The 15,709-nt window shown below is 66.5% G+C and carries 16 protein-coding genes; 9 read left to right on the forward strand and 7 right to left on the reverse strand.

What is annotated here, in order from left to right; translation table 11 throughout:
• The first annotated feature begins 30 nt into the window (after window positions 1–30).
• A complete protein-coding gene (locus tag ACX80W_RS09710; RefSeq protein ID WP_459282712.1) occupies window positions 31–573 on the forward strand; it encodes a DeoR/GlpR family DNA-binding transcription regulator in 543 nt (180 codons plus the stop codon).
• 3 nt (window positions 574–576) lie between these two features.
• Window positions 577–1,050, forward strand: coding sequence for a DUF6194 family protein (locus ACX80W_RS09715; RefSeq protein ID WP_459282714.1), 474 nt, complete (start codon window positions 577–579; stop codon window positions 1,048–1,050).
• A gap of 105 nt (window positions 1,051–1,155) precedes the next feature.
• Here ACX80W_RS09715 and ACX80W_RS09720 read toward each other — a convergent pair whose 3' ends face one another.
• Entirely contained in the window at window positions 1,156–2,262 is a 1,107-nt protein-coding gene (locus tag ACX80W_RS09720; protein WP_459282716.1) for an exonuclease domain-containing protein, read from the reverse strand.
• Window positions 2,263–2,469: 207 nt separating this feature from the next.
• Between ACX80W_RS09720 and ACX80W_RS09725 the strand changes: the two genes are divergently transcribed.
• From ACX80W_RS09725 to ACX80W_RS09750, 6 genes are all read left to right on the forward strand, one after another.
• Window positions 2,470–3,237 carry a DUF6920 family protein gene (locus tag ACX80W_RS09725; RefSeq protein ID WP_459282718.1) on the forward strand — a complete coding sequence of 256 codons (768 nt, stop codon included), beginning with the start codon at window positions 2,470–2,472 and terminating at the stop codon, window positions 3,235–3,237.
• Window positions 3,238–3,509: 272 nt separating this feature from the next.
• On the forward strand, window positions 3,510–3,911 hold the full coding sequence (locus ACX80W_RS09730) for a VOC family protein (protein ID WP_459282720.1): 402 nt from the start codon (window positions 3,510–3,512) through the stop codon (window positions 3,909–3,911).
• Between the two features lie 92 nt (window positions 3,912–4,003).
• Window positions 4,004–5,092 (forward strand): LolA family protein, encoded by a 1,089-nt coding sequence (locus ACX80W_RS09735; protein WP_459282722.1) that lies wholly within the window; start codon window positions 4,004–4,006, stop codon window positions 5,090–5,092.
• A 61-nt stretch (window positions 5,093–5,153) separates the two neighbouring features.
• Window positions 5,154–6,107 (forward strand): ABC transporter ATP-binding protein, encoded by a 954-nt coding sequence (locus ACX80W_RS09740; RefSeq protein ID WP_459282724.1) that lies wholly within the window; start codon window positions 5,154–5,156, stop codon window positions 6,105–6,107.
• Between the two features lie 4 nt (window positions 6,108–6,111).
• Window positions 6,112–6,975, forward strand: coding sequence for an ABC transporter permease (locus tag ACX80W_RS09745; protein ID WP_459282887.1), 864 nt, complete (start codon window positions 6,112–6,114; stop codon window positions 6,973–6,975).
• 78 nt (window positions 6,976–7,053) lie between these two features.
• Entirely contained in the window at window positions 7,054–8,340 is a 1,287-nt protein-coding gene (locus tag ACX80W_RS09750) for a hypothetical protein (RefSeq protein ID WP_459282726.1), read from the forward strand.
• Here the strand turns inward: ACX80W_RS09750 and ACX80W_RS09755 are convergent.
• The 5 genes from ACX80W_RS09755 to ACX80W_RS09775 form a co-directional block, all read right to left on the reverse strand.
• Window positions 8,315–9,412, reverse strand: a complete 1,098-nt coding sequence (locus ACX80W_RS09755) for a type I restriction endonuclease (protein ID WP_459282728.1) — start codon at window positions 9,410–9,412, stop codon at window positions 8,315–8,317. The genes ACX80W_RS09750 and ACX80W_RS09755 overlap by 26 nt on opposite strands.
• A 327-nt stretch (window positions 9,413–9,739) precedes the next feature.
• Complete coding sequence (gene dhaK, locus ACX80W_RS09760) at window positions 9,740–10,735, reverse strand: dihydroxyacetone kinase subunit DhaK (protein WP_459282730.1); 996 nt, start codon at window positions 10,733–10,735, stop codon at window positions 9,740–9,742.
• A complete protein-coding gene (dhaL, locus tag ACX80W_RS09765) occupies window positions 10,732–11,406 on the reverse strand; it encodes a dihydroxyacetone kinase subunit DhaL (RefSeq protein ID WP_459282732.1) in 675 nt (224 codons plus the stop codon). Before dhaL ends, dhaK begins: the two co-directional genes overlap by 4 nt.
• Window positions 11,403–12,218: an HAD-IA family hydrolase gene (locus ACX80W_RS09770; RefSeq protein WP_459282734.1), complete on the reverse strand. Its 816-nt coding sequence runs from the start codon at window positions 12,216–12,218 to the stop codon at window positions 11,403–11,405. Before ACX80W_RS09770 ends, dhaL begins: the two co-directional genes overlap by 4 nt.
• 2 nt (window positions 12,219–12,220) lie before the next feature.
• Entirely contained in the window at window positions 12,221–13,084 is an 864-nt protein-coding gene (locus ACX80W_RS09775) for a class II fructose-bisphosphate aldolase (RefSeq protein ID WP_459282736.1), read from the reverse strand.
• A gap of 199 nt (window positions 13,085–13,283) precedes the next feature.
• On the opposite strand from ACX80W_RS09775, the gene ACX80W_RS09780 reads away from it, so the two are divergent.
• Window positions 13,284–13,703, forward strand: a complete 420-nt coding sequence (locus ACX80W_RS09780; protein WP_459282738.1) for a GlcG/HbpS family heme-binding protein — start codon at window positions 13,284–13,286, stop codon at window positions 13,701–13,703.
• 19 nt (window positions 13,704–13,722) lie between these two features.
• Here ACX80W_RS09780 and ACX80W_RS09785 read toward each other — a convergent pair whose 3' ends face one another.
• The gene (locus tag ACX80W_RS09785) at window positions 13,723–15,600 is read right to left on the reverse strand and encodes a hybrid sensor histidine kinase/response regulator transcription factor (RefSeq protein ID WP_459282740.1); all 1,878 of its coding nucleotides are present in this window, start codon (window positions 15,598–15,600) and stop codon (window positions 13,723–13,725) included.
• Window positions 15,601–15,709 lie beyond the last annotated feature (109 nt).

The raw sequence follows: 15,709 nt of genomic DNA on the forward strand, positions 1-15,709 counted from the left end.
AGTCACCATCTCCCTGCCGGAGATTAACAAGTGGACCTATCCAGTATTCCCAGCGCTTCCGGGGCGGAGCAACTGGTTGGAACCACGGTTACGGGGCGTGCCATCGGGGACCCTGCGCATCGGCGTGGAGATCGCGGAGCGCCAGAGCGCACACCTCGTCTTCATCGGGGCGAACTGCTCCCCAAGGTCTACTCGCTGTGGGGTCCGTCGTCGGTGCAGCAGATCCAGCACCTCCGCGTCGATGTGGCGATCTTTGGCGCCGACACGGTCGACGAGCAGGGGATCTTCAACACGAGCAGTTGTGAGATCGAGCTCAAACGCACAATGCGCTCGATTTCAAAGGAAGCTTTTTTCGTCACCGACAGCTCGAAGTTTGGGCGGGAGGCCCTCTTCGAGGTGTTCGACCTCGACCAGTTCACCGCCGGCATCACCGACAACCTGCTCGACCCCATCCGTGCGTCCCATTTCCCGGTGCCGGTCATCACTGTGAACCCGCGGAACGATCCGGGGGTCTGGGCAGACCGCTGCGCCGGCTGTGCCCTTTACGCGCCGGTGCGCCGCTGCCACCATTGACGGGTGGACGAGCAGGAAATCATAGCCTTCGTCTCGTGCCTGCCCGGCGTCGCGGTGGAAACCGCAACGGAGGAGTCCGGGGCCCCGGAGGCCGCATGGGGTGACACCTTCGTCTTCTACGATCCCGACGACGGCGCTCCGACGTATCGGCGCTACCCCTTCGCCACGATCGTCGCCAGCGACTACCCGGGATTCGACACCGCCTCCGACCTGAACCGGCCCGGCGTCTTTCGGCTCAATATCTTCGTGGGGAGGTCGATGTACGAGGACCTGGTGGGCCACCCGGCCGACGAGCATGCCGAACACCTGGCCGAATTCGACTTCACCGGGGTGGACCGCATCCTGCCTCATCCGGTTTATGGTTCACAGGCGTGGGTGTCCATCCTCAACCCCGGTGAGGCAACGGCGGAGAAGGCACGCTCCCTGCTGGTCCACGCACACGAAAATGCTGTGAGGCGCTACGACCGGCGGCACTAGAATGCCCGGCCCTCTTGACGGGCCGGCAGCTCCCGGGCAGCGACGTCTCCGGAACACCGGCCGCGTCTACGGCGATGCCGAGGTCTCCGGAACCCCGGCCGGGTCCTACCGCGAGCGGCGGAAGCTTCCCAGAAGCTTAAAGATGCCTGCTGCGACAAGCTCCAACGGCGCACCATTGGCGCCCGCCGCAGGCGCCTCGATCGCCGCCGGGCGAACTGCGGGCGCCTCAAGCGCCGGGGTCGCCTTGAGTGCCGGGGTTGCTTTACTGGCCGCCCGCTCCGTGGGATGCCCGACCGCACCGGCCGCAGGTGCCAGCCATTCGAGCAGCTGATTCTCGCTGACAGCCTGGATTGTCTGGCCGGCCTCAACGTACTGCAGCGCCTTGCGTTCCTTGCCGCTGTCCGCGCTGATTTCCACGCGGGCACTGTGTGGATCCTGCCGCCCGATGACGAGCATCGTTGTCTTCTTCGTGATGTTCTTGGCGTTGGCCGCGCCGCGGTGCGCAATCTGCGCCATGGCCTCGGGCCGGTCGAGGGTCAGGAGCTCCCCGGTGAAGACGACGACCTGGCCGAACAGCGGGTGCGCCGGATCGGCCAGCGGGTTGGCCTGCGGAAGGTCTGCGAGCGCGGGCTCGCTGGTGTAGCGGCGCGAGCCGGAGGATTTCGGCGGCTTGGCGGGCCACAGCAGCTCGAGGGTGTGAAGGCCGTCACGGCGGGCGATGGCCAGGACGGCGTTGGCGCACGTCTCGGCGTCGCTGCCGGCGTCGTGGTGGCGGAAGCTGCCCAATCCCAGGGCCTCGGCGACCTGTGGCAGCCGGTTTACCTCAAGGTCCAGCTGGCGCCGCGCCAGCTCGAGCGAGCAGCGGAACTCCACCTCGGGCACCTCAAGGTTGGATTCGAGGCAGGCGTTCCGGAACACCGAGCGGTCGAATGAGGCATTGTGGGCGACGAGGACGTCGGCTCCCGCAAAGTCCAGGATCCGCTGCAGGGAGGTCACCCACGAATCAGCGCCGAGCACGTCCCGGGGGCGGATTCCGTGCACGGCGATGTTCCGCGCCTCGAAGGAGTTCACTCCGGCCGGCGGCCGGATAAGCCAGCTCACGGACTCGGTGACGACGCCGGCGCGTACTTTGGTGAGCCCGACGGCGCACACCGATCCACGCTTGCTGTTGGCTGTCTCGAAATCGATGGCCGTGAAATTCAGGCTGTCCACTCGTCCCCTTTTGAGTTGTTGCGTACGGGACCCCGCACGAAGCCCAGAAGAGCCTATACCGGCCGGGCCTCCATAGGTCCTTCGCCCCTGTCGGCGGCAGCGGTCGAGTGGGACCGTAGACAAGGGCTTCACGCGATCCCCGTACGAGGAGGATGGTGTGGCGACCATGGTGATCCCGGTGCTGATGGGCCGAGGGTGGGGTACCCCATGACGGCGTTGACGGTCCAGGTGCCTGCGGAGGTGAGGGACGAATGGTCAAGCCTCCGCTACGGCGACGTGATCCCTCCCGGCTATGAGCCGTCCCTGACGGCGGGCCTGCCGCGCCCCGTCCGGCGGTGGCTCGCCCATGCGATCCAGCCCGGCACCCCCTTGTGGTCCTCGGTGGAGCTAACCATGGCCGGGCAGATCAAACTCGGTTCCTCATGGCGACCGTTCTGGGCGCGCCAGATCCTCGCGCCGCAGCGGGGATTCATCTGGGCCGCCAAAGCGCGCGTCAGCGGTCTCCCCGTTCGCGGTTATGACTGCTTCAGTTCAGGCACCGGGCACATGCGCTGGCGGCTGCTCGGCATCGTCCCGGTGATGACTGCGGATGGCGTCGACGTCACCCGCAGCGCGGCCGGCCGCCTGGCGTGCGAGGGGGTCCTCGTTCCCACCGCTTTCCGCAGTGCAATCTGGAGCGCCGGCCCGTCCCCCGACACGGCGGTGATGACCCGCATCATCAATGGCGAAACCGAGCAGGTCACGCTCAGGGTCAACTCGACCGGGGCGCTGACGGAGGTCTCGATGATGCGGTGGGGCACCCCGGGAGGCTCTCCCCCGGGACGGTATCCGTTTGGCGTGGCGATCGAGGCGGAATCGGAATTGGAGGGGATCGTGATCCCCTCCGTCCTGCGCGCCGGCTGGTGGTGGGGCACACCCCGGGCTGCCGAGGGGGAGTTCTTCCGTGTGCGGATATCCGCGGCGGTTTTCCGGTAAGCACCCGGCGCGGTGGGCGCACCGCCGAAGTTGCCGTGCTGGACTGCGGGCCCAGACCGGCGGTACGCCGGACCGGGCAGTTGCCCTTGGAACAGCCACCCGTCGTCGCTGGTCGCCCGACGGCGGGCCTTCACGGAACACACCCTCTTCCAGCGCCGTCGCCTGCGGGGCGGAGAGCTGGCTTACGCCGGTAATCGCAGGCTGCCGGAAGGCCTGCTGAATTCCTCCCCCGGGCATCGTCACCTCCCTTCGAGCCGTCATAGACTTTCCGCATGGCTGTGCGCAGCGGATTTCCAATCCTTTCGACCCGGGAGCTTGAGCGTCTCGTGAGCTTCTACGAGTCGGCATTCGACGCCGAACGGACGTACTCATTCCCCGGGTCGGACGGCGCTGACGTCTTTGTCTCCCTTCGCATCGGTGGGGCCACCGTCGCCATTGCAGCAGACGATGTTCAATCCGGCCGCGTCGACCGGATGGCGCTGTGGTTCTACGTCGACGACGTCGATCGTTCCTACGCGAAGGCCCTCGCTGCCGGCGGTCAGGCTGTGAGGGGGCCGGCGGATATGCCGTGGGGCGAGCGGGTCGCGAGCATCAAAGACCCTGACGGGTTCCTCATCAGCATGGGCGCCGAGCAGGCAGATCCGGGCCCGACTGAACGAACCAGCAGAAGCTAGGACCCCTTCCCGAAATCCACGGCGTCCTCCCAGCTAGCAGGAGTACCGTTAGGAGAGCGTGGGGGTAAGGAAATCACCCGGAAGGCACAGTCATGGCAAAGAACTGGCAGCGTTGGCTTCCCGCCGGCATCGTCCCGGCGGTCATTGTGACGGCGACCGTCGTCGGGCCGACCCTCGCGGAGGCGAGCCCCCAACTGCCAGCGAAGTCGGCCCAGGAGCTTCTGGAGCATGTCGCCGACAGCACCGACAGCGCCTTCTCCGGAACCCTGGAGCAGTCCTCCGAACTCGGTCTGCCGGAGCTGCAGTCGATGGGACCCGGCGGCGGCAGCACCGACGGTCCGGCCGCGGCCCTCGAATTCCTCACCGCCGACCACACCGCACAGGTCCACGTCGACGGCCCCGACAAGGCGCGAGTCCAGGTACAGGACCGACTCGGCGAGCGCAACGTCATCCGGAACGGCGACGAGGTCTGGTACTACGACTTCCGCGAGCAGGAAGCAGCCCACGCGGTCCGCCCGGCGGACGTGAACGCGACCGACGCACCGGCGGCCGAGACCTACACGCCGGCCGCGATCGCCGAGAAGTTCCTTTCGAAGATCGACCCCTCGACCGAGATCAGCGTGGGGGACAACGCCCGCGTTGCCGGCCGCACCGCCTACGAACTTGTGCTGACCCCCAGCACCGACGACACCCTCGTCGGCGCAGTGTCCCTCGCCGTGGATGCCGAGACCGGCGTTCCACTGAGCTTCACCATCGCCGCGCAGGGCCAGTCCGAGCCCGCGTTCTCGGTCGCCTTCTCCAGCATCGACTTCAGCGCTCCCGACGCGGGCCTGTTCGAGTTCGCTCCCCCGGCAGGCACCACCGTTACCGAGGTGCCGGTGAAGGAGCTCCGCGATCACGATATGCCCGACCGGGACCCCGGCACTGAGCCGACGGTCCTCGGCGAGGGCTGGAGCTCGATCGTCGCTCTGCCCGCCGGCTCCGCGTCGAACGCCTTCACCGCGACCCCCAACAGCGAGGACGCCGCCGAGGCGCAGGCCCTGCTGCAGCAGGCCTTCGTCCAGGTGGATGGCGGGCGTGTGCTGCAGACCTCGCTGGTCACGGTGTTCATCGCCGACGACGGACGCGTCTTCGCCGGGGCCGTCAGTGCCGACCAGCTGATCGCTGCCTCCCAGCAGTGACGCCGGGGGCGCCGCGGGGGCAGGCAACCGACCGTCGTCGGGCCCGCCCTGGGGTGCGCCCGTGACCGCGGCCGCCACCGAGCTGGCCATCGAGACCCGGGGGCTCACCAAGACCTTCGGCCACCAGCGCGCCGTGGACGAAATCGACCTTAGGGTGCCCCGGGGATCGGTTTTTGGCTTCCTCGGACCCAACGGGTCCGGCAAGACGACCACCATCCGCATGCTGCTCGGCCTCGCCGCCGCCTCCAGCGGCGAGATCCGGCTGCTCGGCGGCGCGATGCCGGAATCCTCCCGCGACGTCCTCCCCCGGGTCGGCGCCCTCGTCGAAGGCCCGGCCATTTACCCGTTCCTCTCGGGCCGGGCGAACCTGCAGCGGTATGACGACGCCGATCTGCTCACCTCCCGCGCCACACGCAACAAACGCGTGGACGCCGCCCTCGAGCGGGTGGGGCTCGGCCACGCCGCCCGGAAGCGCGCCCACGCCTACTCACTGGGCATGAAGCAGCGCCTCGGCATCGCCAACGGCCTGCTCACCCCGCGCGACCTGCTGATCCTCGACGAACCGAGCAACGGCCTCGACCCGCAGGGCACCCGCGAGGTCCGCAGCCTCATCCGTTCGCTGGCCGACGGCGGCACCACCGTGTTTGTTTCAAGCCACCTGCTGGCCGAGGTGGAGCAGATGTGCGATCAGATCGCAGTGATGAGCGCCGGGCGGCTCGTCGCTCAGGGCACCCTCGACGAGCTGCGGGCAGAGGGCACTGCGCACGTGCGGGTCCTCACCCCCGATCCGGGCGCGGCCCGCCGGGTGCTCGAATCTCTCGGGCTGAGCCCGGAGACCGGCGACCGGGACGACGTCGTGACGGCCGAACTCACCCTCAACGGCCTCCAGCCGGAGACGGTGAATGCGGCACTGGTCCGGGCGGACGTGCGCGTCCGCGGCTTCACCGTCAGCGGAGCCTCCCTCGAGGAACGCTTCGTGGCCCTGACCGGAGAGGGGTTCGACGTTGCCGGCTGAAGCGATCCCCTCTCACCCACCCGGCAACGACGGCGCCGTGCGGGCCCGACCCTTCGCCGGCCGGGCGCTGCTGGCCTCCGAGATCTCGGTGCTCTTCCGCCGCCGTCGGACCTGGGCCATGCTGGCCGCCCTTGCCGCAATTCCGATCCTCATCGCCGTGGTGGTACGGCTTTCCGACGGTCCGGAGCCCGGGCGCGGCCCGGCGTTCCTGGCGAGCATCACGCAGAACGGGCTATTCGTGTCGCTGACCGCGCTGACCGTGTCGATTCCGCTGTTCCTGCCGCTGACCATCGGCGTGGTGGCCGGGGACACCATCGCCGGCGAGGCGAACCTTGGGACGCTGCGGTACCTGCTGGTGGCGCCGGCCGGGCGGGTGCGGCTGCTGCTGGTGAAGTACGCGGGGGCAGCGGTGTTCTGCCTTGTCGCGACGCTGACGGTGGTGACAACGGGGGCGCTGATCGGCGCTGCGCTTTTTCCGATCGGGCCGGTGGCGCTGCTCTCCGGGACGACAGTCGGCTTCGGCGGCTACGTGGTGCGCCTGCTGCTGCTGGCCCTGTACGTGACGATGTCCCTGCTCGGCCTGAGTGCGATCGGACTGTTCATCTCCACCCTCACCTCCGTTCCGGTGGGCGCCATGGCGGCGACCGCTGCGCTGGCGGCAGTCTCCCAGATCCTCGGTGCGCTGCCGCAGCTTGAGTGGATGCACCCGTGGCTGTTCACGCACTACTGGTTCGGGTTCGGGGACCTCCTGCGGGACCCGATCGCCTGGCAGTCCTTCGGCGACAACGCCCTGCTGCAGCTTGGGTACATCGCGGTGTTCGGGGCACTGGCCTATGGGCGTTTCAGCACCAAGGACATCCTGACCTAAGGTACCGGTTTACCGAGCGTCAAAGAATGCCAGGCGTTGCTTCGCAACGAAATACTCTCTGCCTGTTTCAATTGGCAAATGGAAGAACAGACTCAGGAGCTCGGCATCTTCGTCTCTGGCAAAGAAGCGGCAATCGTCGGAAACTCCGACCTCGTGCAGAAGTTCATGCAGGAGTTGGCGGTCAATCCAGAGCTGGGCGACACTGCGAAAAGGGCGACGCTTGACGCCGTTGCAGTAGTGAGCGGCATGGCAGCGCTCAGTTCTTCGATGGCGGGCAAGACGTTCACCTTGACTGCCGACTCCGCCGAATTGTTCGACAAGTTGAAACAGTTCAATCCTGACGGGAACGGCCCGCTCGCGGGAGTAATCCGGGGAGCGAAAGGGCGCATCGCCGCCCACGCGCAGTTCGAGCCCACGAAGATGAATCCGATGGTTGCGTCAAACATGGCGACGCTGAGCGCCGCCGCCGCTCTAAAGGCTGCCCTGGCCGACCTCGAGCAACTCGTGAAGGCCATGGACATCAAGCTCGACCGGCTCCTATCCGATAACAGGGCACAGGCACTCGGAGACGTTCAGGGCATCACATTGGTTCTCGATAAGGCGTACGCGCTTTACGAGGAGACCGGCCGCATCAGTGAGACGACATGGACTCAGGTCTCCGGTCATAGCACGGCGCTCGCCCAGTCGACCTCTTATGCACTGAACCAGCTGGACGTCATCGCCGATTCCCTTTCCACCGGAACTGCTGCGGAAAAATCTGATGCGATAAAGCATGCAAGCGGCTCCGAACTCCGCTCGTGGCTTGTGCTTCTCGCTGCCTGCCAGACGAACCAGACGAGACTGGATGCACTAGAGATCGCTCACGTATCAAAGTCTGAACCGGAGGACCTTGAGCATCATATTGCGGCGGTGGAGCGTGCATCTGCACGTCGCCAGGAACTGGCCGCACTTCGGCTGCAGAAGTTGAACGATGCAGTGAGCGCGACTGCAAAAATCAACGACTTCTCGCGGGTCGTAAATCCGCTTCGGAGCGCGGCGACACTGAACGCCGTTGAGAGTATTCAGCAGACTGTGGCGCAGTTCGCGAGAATCTACGGCTTGGAGGGCCTCGTCTACGGTGATGTGGAGCGGGAGACCTGGCGCAAGTCGCTCAGCGACCTCACGAGCCAGACCCGCCAGGTGCTGGGCACCGCAGCGAGTTCAGTACCCGGGGCCGTCACCAAAGCGAAGCCCCAGGTACAGAAACTGCGGGAGATAGAGTTCAGCAGACCAAAGTGGCCTAGGCGGAACAAGGCCGGCGACTCGAAGGAACTCGAGGCACCAGAGGAGCAAGCAACAATCAGCCAGTTGCCAGATACGCCCTGACGCTGGAGCGGAGGGTGTCTGCGTGCTCGTAGATCTCGTCAAGCGAGCTGATGGGCACGCGCTGCTCCACTTTCTGGTCGTCGAAGACGCCGAGGTACTTCTGCACCCGGTTGAAATGCAGCCGGGCGATTGGCTTCCGGTTGTTGTCATCCAACAGGACGGCGAAGTAGGACTTCGCGTCGCGCTGCACCACCCGGGCCGGCTTCACCTCGTTGCAGACAATGGCCCGAACGATCTGGTAGCCCTCGAGCTCCTCGAGGGTGGTTTCCACACCGGTGTCGAGGAGGTCATCCTCGACAGCCTGCTCGCTGGTGACGGTGGCCGCGATGACCGAGTCACTGGCCATTGGGAAGTTCGGCGCGCCAAGAGCAGTCTTGAGGCGGTCATTCACCTGCTCATTGAGGAACTGCTTCGTCGCCTTGGTCACAAGACCGGTGAACTGATCGCGGACCTTCTGGGTGTACGGACCGTCGTAGACCCGCGTGGCCAGGAACTTGATCCATTCACTGTCTGGTTCCTTGAACTGACCAGCGAGCGTCCGCTTGATCTGGCCGATGTACTTCAGTTCACCCGCCGCATTGATGATCGAATCGAGATCGAAGACCTCCTTGGTGAGCTTCATCAGCTCCGGTATCAGCGTTTCGTCGATGTCGTTCAGGTCCAGCACGAGGAATGGCTTTGCATCCATCCTGTTGGGCGCATCGAGGTCGGTAAAAAACTCGTACACCTCGCCGTTAGTAAGGATCGCAATCCGGGCGTTCGTCACCGCGAAATAGCGGTAGAGCTGAGACGCGTGCTCGATCTTGAGTGGTTCCTTGGATTTCTTGCACTCGATGAGGATCTGCACCGTACCGCCGTGCATGATTGCGTAGTCGATCTTTTCACCCTTTTTCACGCCGACGTCGGCCGTGAACTCGGGCACCACCTCGAGGGGGTTGAAGACGTCGTATCCAAGGATGGTTGAGATGAACGGCATGATGAATGCGTTCTTCGTCGCTTCTTCTGTTTCAATCTGAGACCTCTGCTGCCGCACCTTCGCGGCCAATGCCGTCAAACGCTCTGCAAACTCCACTAATCCCCCTGCATCGGAATGAATGGTGCAACCATAGCGGACCGCTAGGACAACTCAGCGGAGCTTGAGATGGCGGCGCCGAATCGGACTTATTGTTCTTGCCCTTGAATACACCCAGGACGTCATTTTGTCCCCGATCGTCGGCATGCCGTCCGCCAACCGCTGAGCGTCGTGGGTGGCTGCGAAATGGCACCGGCATGATATTCGCTTTTCAGCCAAGTTGCAGGAATCAGTCCGCCTCCGTGGCCGATTTGCGCGCCGCCGTGCACGCGAAACGGCGGGGCCAACACGTTCCAGTGTCCGGCCCCGCCGTCGTGCTTCAAATCCCTAGAACACCCGGATGGGAATCTCCGCCGGATCCAACAGCAGCGACTCGATCTCCTCGTCGAGCTTCACTAGGGTGATCGATGCCCCGGCCATGTCCAGCGAAGTGCAGTACTCCCCCACGTAGCTGCGGCCCACGCTGATGCCCTGCTCGGCAAGGCGCTTGTGCGCCTGCCCGTACAGCAGGTACAGCTCGCTGATCGGGGTGCCGCCGAGGCCGTTGACCATGAGGGCGACCCTGTCCCCGTCGCCGAAGGGCAGATCCTTGACCACCGGGCCCAGGACCTCCTCGACGATCTGGTTGGCCGGCATCATCTTGGCCCGGCGCCGGCCCGGCTCCCCGTGGATGCCCACGCCCATCTCAATCTCGTCCTCGCCCAGGTCGAACAGCGGGCTGCCCTTGGCCGGCGGGGTGCAGGCGGTGAGGGCAACGCCCATGGTGCGCGTCATCGAGTTCACCTTCTCACCGATCCGAATGATCTCGTCGAGATCCGCCCCGCGCTCGGCGGCGGCCGCCACGGCCTTGATCACGAAGAAGTTACCCGCCACCCCGCGGCGCCCGATGGTGTAGGTGGAGTCCTCAACGGAGACGTCGTCGTTGATAAACAGCGTGCGGACCTCGAGTCCGTCGGCGGAGGCCATCTCCTGCGCCATTTCGAAAACCATCTTGTCGCCGGTGTAGTTGTTGACCAGCAGCAGCACCCCCTTGGGTGAGGCGAGGAGCTTGGTGGTCTCGTACACGTAGTCGAACGGCGGGGCGGCGAACACATCGCCGGGGCACGCGGCGTCGAGCATGCCCTTGCCGACGATCATGACGTGGGCAGGCTCATGTCCGGACCCGGAGCCCTGCACGATCGACACCTTGCCCTGGTCGGGCGCGTCGGCGCGCATGATGAGGTTGTACTCGGGCACGTACTTGAGGGTGTCGGGGTTCGCGAGCGCCAGGCCCTCGAGCATCTCCGGGACGAACTGCTGCGGATCATTGACGAACTTCTTCATGGGGACTCCACATCGTTGTTGGAATTGGGCTGGGGAACTCGGGGCCAGTCGGCCACGATCCGCTCGATCAGGATCGCCACCGCGACGGCGCCGGCGTCCGGCGAACCGATGCTGCGTTCCCCGCTGTAGCTGGCGCGGCCGCGCTTGGCCTCCAGCTTCGAGGTGGCATCGGCGCACTCGCGGGTCTTCGCCGCGAAGGCCTTCCGGCACTCTTCCGGCGAAGCACCGGCCGCGATCTGCTGTTCGAGTTCGTCGGTTGCCGGGATCAGCGCGTCGAGCAGCGTCTTGTCGCCGAGGTCGGCATTGCCGCGCGTCTTAATGCCATCGGTGGCACCGCGCAGCATGGCGACGACTGCGGTGCCGTCAATGGTTTCCACGGATTTCGCAGCCGCCGAGGCCTTCAGGAACGCCGTTCCCCACAGCGGCCCGGACGTGCCGCCAATCCTGCTCGAGATCACGAGGGCTATCTGCTGGAGGAAGGTGGCGACGTCGTCGCGCTTCAGCGAGTCCCAGTCGGTAAGCACCTTCTCGAAGCCGCGGGCCAGGGAGTAGCCGAGGTCGCCGTCACCCACCACGGCGTCAAGGTCCCCGAACTCCTTTTCCTTCTCCACCGCCGTGGCGGCAAGCGTGTGCACGACGTACTCGACGTCGGCGAGGTTGGTGGCTGTCATGGTGCCTCCGTATCGGTGGTTGGGGCGTCCGCGGCGCCGGGCGCGGGGCGTGCCAGCAGGTCCTGCAGCGTGGAGAGGGTGACGACGCCGGGAACGTCTGCGCCGAACGGGTTCGCGAGGACCTCGGCCCGTTCACCGTCGGGCTCGCCGAGGGAGCTGACCACGAGGGAGGCGCCGGTGAAGTCCTCCTCCCGGGTGAAGCCGTTGACGGTCACCACGGTGCGAAGGCCGGCGGCGAGCGCGGCGCGCAACCCATTGCGGCTGTCCTCCACGACCATGGTGTCCGCAACGGACACCCCGAGTTCCTTCAGCGCCAGCAGGTAGATGTCCGGCGCGGGCTTCTTGGCGGGCACGATGTCCCCGGCGAACACGGAAAACTGCCCGGCGAGGTCGTCCCCGACGGCGTGGGTGAGTACCGCCCGGACGGCGGGCTCCGCCGAGGTCGAGGCGACGGCGAGGGTCCAGCCGGCGTCGGAGGCCTCACGCACGATCCGGGCGATCCCCGGCCGGGCGGGCATGACGCCGCTCGCTACAAGCCCCTTGTAGACCTCGGTCTTCCGCTTGTGCCAGGCGAGGATCGCCGCGTCGATGGCGGCCTCGTCCTTCAGGCCCAGCTCCACCGCGAGCGCCGGGGTGAGGATGCTGCGCATGCGCTCCTTGCCGCCGCCGATCTTCACCTTCTCGGCGTACTGCTCAACGCTCCACTGCACGGGGACGTCGAAGTCGGTGAAGGTCTGGTTGAAGGCCGGCAGATGGCCGAACTGTTCCGTGTCGGCGAGCACGCCGTCGCAGTCGAAGATGAGCGTGGGCATGCTCAGCGCCCTCCTTTGCCGGCGCTGCCGAACTGGGTGCAGAGGTCCGTGACCAGGGCGAGGACGTCTGCGCGCGTGGCCTTGAAGAGCGACGGTGGATCCCACTTGTTGTTCTGCTCCGCCTGCTTCAGGAACGCCAGGCTCGACTGCATGTAGGTCTCCTTGAGCGCGGTGGAGATGTTGACCTTCGCGCAGCCCCGGGCGATGAGGTCGGCGAACTGCTCGCTGCTCAGGCCGCTGCCGCCGTGCAGCGCGATTGGGACATTGCGGGCCTCCACGATCTGGGTGACGCGTTCGACGTCGAGCACGGGGGCTGCCTTGTAGCTGCCGTGGGCGTTGCCGATCGACGGGGCGAAGACATCGATTCCGGTGGCGTCAATGAAGGCGAGCGCAGTGTCGAGGCTCTGCTGCTTAGAGACCTCGTCCGAGCCATGGTCGTCCTCGACGCCGGTGATCGCCTCGATTTCCCCCTCAACCTGGGCGCCGTAGCTGCGCGCCTCGGCGACGACGTCGATGGTCTGCCGCTGGTTCTCCGCGACCGGGAGTTCGGACGCATCGAAGAGCACGGAGTTCCAGCCGGCCTTCAGGCATTCGGTGATCACGGCCCGGTCGGGGCAGTGATCAAGGTGCAGGGTGACGGGTACCTCGATGCCGCGGGTCAGGGACTGCCACATGTCGAAGAGCACCCGGGACCCGATGCTGCGCACGGTTTTCACCGAGGTCTGCACGATCACCGGCGAGTTCGCCTCGACCGCTCCGGCCAGGACGCCCTCCAGAGTCAGGTCATTGAAGATGTTGATCGCGGGCACACCGTACCGCTGCTCGAACGCCGGACCAACGATGTCTTCCAGGGGTACAACGGCCACAACAAATCCTCCTGGCTAGGCTGCCTCCCACGGTAGGCCCGCTCCGGGCGGGCCGGTATGGGGGGTACCCCTCCCCTGGTGCTGGGGGTAATCACCACCTCGCCAGCGGCAGGCATCGATGGTTGAGTTGGGCGCGGCTGGCAGGTCGATTCACCCACCACCCCAGCCCACCCGCCTCACTTCACCGAAGAAGGACACCATGGCTACAGGATCCGTACTTGAGACCATCACCGCCGACGAAGCCCGGCGCGTCATCGACGCCGCCGCGGCAAAAGCTTCCGAGATCGGGCAACCGATGGACATCGCCGTCGTCGACGCCGGCGGAAACCTCAAGGCGCACCTCCGGATGGACGGCGCGAACATCGGCAGCATCACCATCGCAATCAACAAGGCCTACACGTCCATCGCCTTCCAAAGCGAGACCGGTGACCTGCAGGAGGCCACCCGTCACGACGGGCCGATCTTCGGACTGAGCGATGCGCACGGCGGCCGCCTCGCGGTGTTCCCTGGAGGTATTCCGCTGGTCCGCGACGGCAGCATCATGGGCGCCATTGGCGTCTCCACCGGCACCATCGAGCAGGACCAGGAAGTGGCCTCGGCGGGAGCCGCCGCCTTCTGAACTGGCCCGCTGACCCCGCCTACTGGCCCTGGTGCTGCAGGCCGACGAGCATGGTGCGGTTGCGGGCACCGGTCTTCCGCAGCATCGCCCCCACGTGCTTCTCGACGGTCTTCACCGAGATGGCGAGCCGGGAGGCGATCTGCTTGTCGGCCAGGCCCTCGCCCAGCAGGTCGCGGACTTCGAGTTCGCGGGCTGTCAGGCGGCCGGTCGAATCCTCCTTCACCGCAGCGTTCCCGTGTGCTTCGGTGAAGCGGGTGAACACGGCGCCGTCGAGGAGGGCATCACCGCGGGCGGCGGCGACCACCACGCGGGCGACCTCGGCGGGAGTCGAGGCGGGCGAGAGGAACCCCCGCACCCCGGACGCCGCGGCCAGCCGCAGTTGGTCAAGTGTGGGGTGATCGATCACGGCCACCACGGGCCGGTCGATGGGGTCCGCCTGCCCTGATCGCTGGGCGGCGGTGTACTGCTCCAGCAGGTCCCAGTCGAGCACGATCATGTCCGGCTGCAGCAGCGAGACCGACTCCACGAGGTCCTCGAGGCTGCCCGGCTCCCCCATCACCTGCACCGACGGTTCGGAGGTCTCGAGCAGGCGCACCAGGCCAGCACGCACTATCGGCTGGACGCAGGCGACAAGCACCCGCCACCGCTCGCGGGAGACTTCCCCATTGGCGGAGTAGGGCACTTCTGCGCGGACGCTCGTGCCCCAGCCCGGCGTCGAGTCGATCGCGAGGTCGCCGCGCAGGTAGTGGGCGCGGGCAGCCATTCCGTGGAGTCCCAGGCAGGCGGACGACGACGGCGACCCCGCCGTGCCGCGGCTCGCGGTGGCGTCGAACCCGCGGCCGTTGTCCTCGATGACGGTGGTGATTCCGGTGGCATTGTAGAACAGGCCCACCCGGCAGGTGCCGGCGTGGGCGTGCGAGGCAACGTTCCCCACCGCTTCTTGCACAATCATGAACACCTGATGGGCCACTTCCGGCGCGAGGTCGTGGGGTGGCCCGACCACCGAGAGCGTCGCGTCGAGAGCGTAGGTGCCTTCAACACGTTTCAGTTCGCTGCGGAGGGCTTCTTCGAGGGTCCAGCCGGCGAGGCTGGTGGGGCCCAGCCCGAGGACAGTGCGCCGGGTGTCGAAGAGGGCTTCGTGGGCCAGGACCCGGGCGGAGTCGATGTGCTGGGTTGCCGGCGAACCGGCGGGGGTGGCCTTGTCGGCGCGGTCGAGGTGGAGCAGCAGTGAGCCAAGGGAGCGCCCGATGGTCTCGTGGACATCGCGCACCGCCCGCTCACGTTCCCCGGCAACCGCCGCTTCGCGCTCCCTGCCGGCGGCGGCGTTGTGAAGCCGGGAATTCATGATCGCGATGGCGGCGTGGTTGGCGAAGAGCTCCACCAGCGATGCTTCGGCGGCGGTGAAGGACCGGCCAGGTCCGTCGCTGAAGATGGCGAACGTGCCGATGATTTCGCCGTCCCAGGCGATGGGTACGCCGATGACGGCGCTCCCCCAGCGTGGATCGTCCGGGGAGATATGGCCGGTGGGGACGGAGGCGTAGCGGTCGAGGATCACGGTGCCGCGGCGCTTCACGATCTGCCCGGTGAGGCCTTCGGTCAGCGGGAAGGTCTGGCCTTCGAGGCAGCCGACGCCCTGGTCCACCTCCTTGCGGTAGTAGCCCTCGGACTCGTGGACGATCGAGATGGAGCCGCTTTCGCAGCCGAGGAGGGCGACGGCGTGGCCGAGGACGCGTTCAAGGAGCGGGACCAGTTCGAAGCGGCCGGCGAGGTCTCCAGCAAGTTCCGTGATGCGGTCAAGTTCGGACCGTGCAGTGGGAGGTGGCTGCTGGGGGCGTTTCGGCGTGGAGAGCTGCATGCGGGCACCTGTCTGCGACGATCCGGGCGCGACGCTGCGCACGGGCCTCCAATATAGCGGGCCGTTTCGAGGCGCCGAAAAACTCGGCGGGTACTTGACTCGCAAGCTGGCCCCGTTCTGCCCTGTAGGATGACCGCCGCAGAAATTTCGA

The organism is Arthrobacter melezitosi, assembly GCF_054511055.1.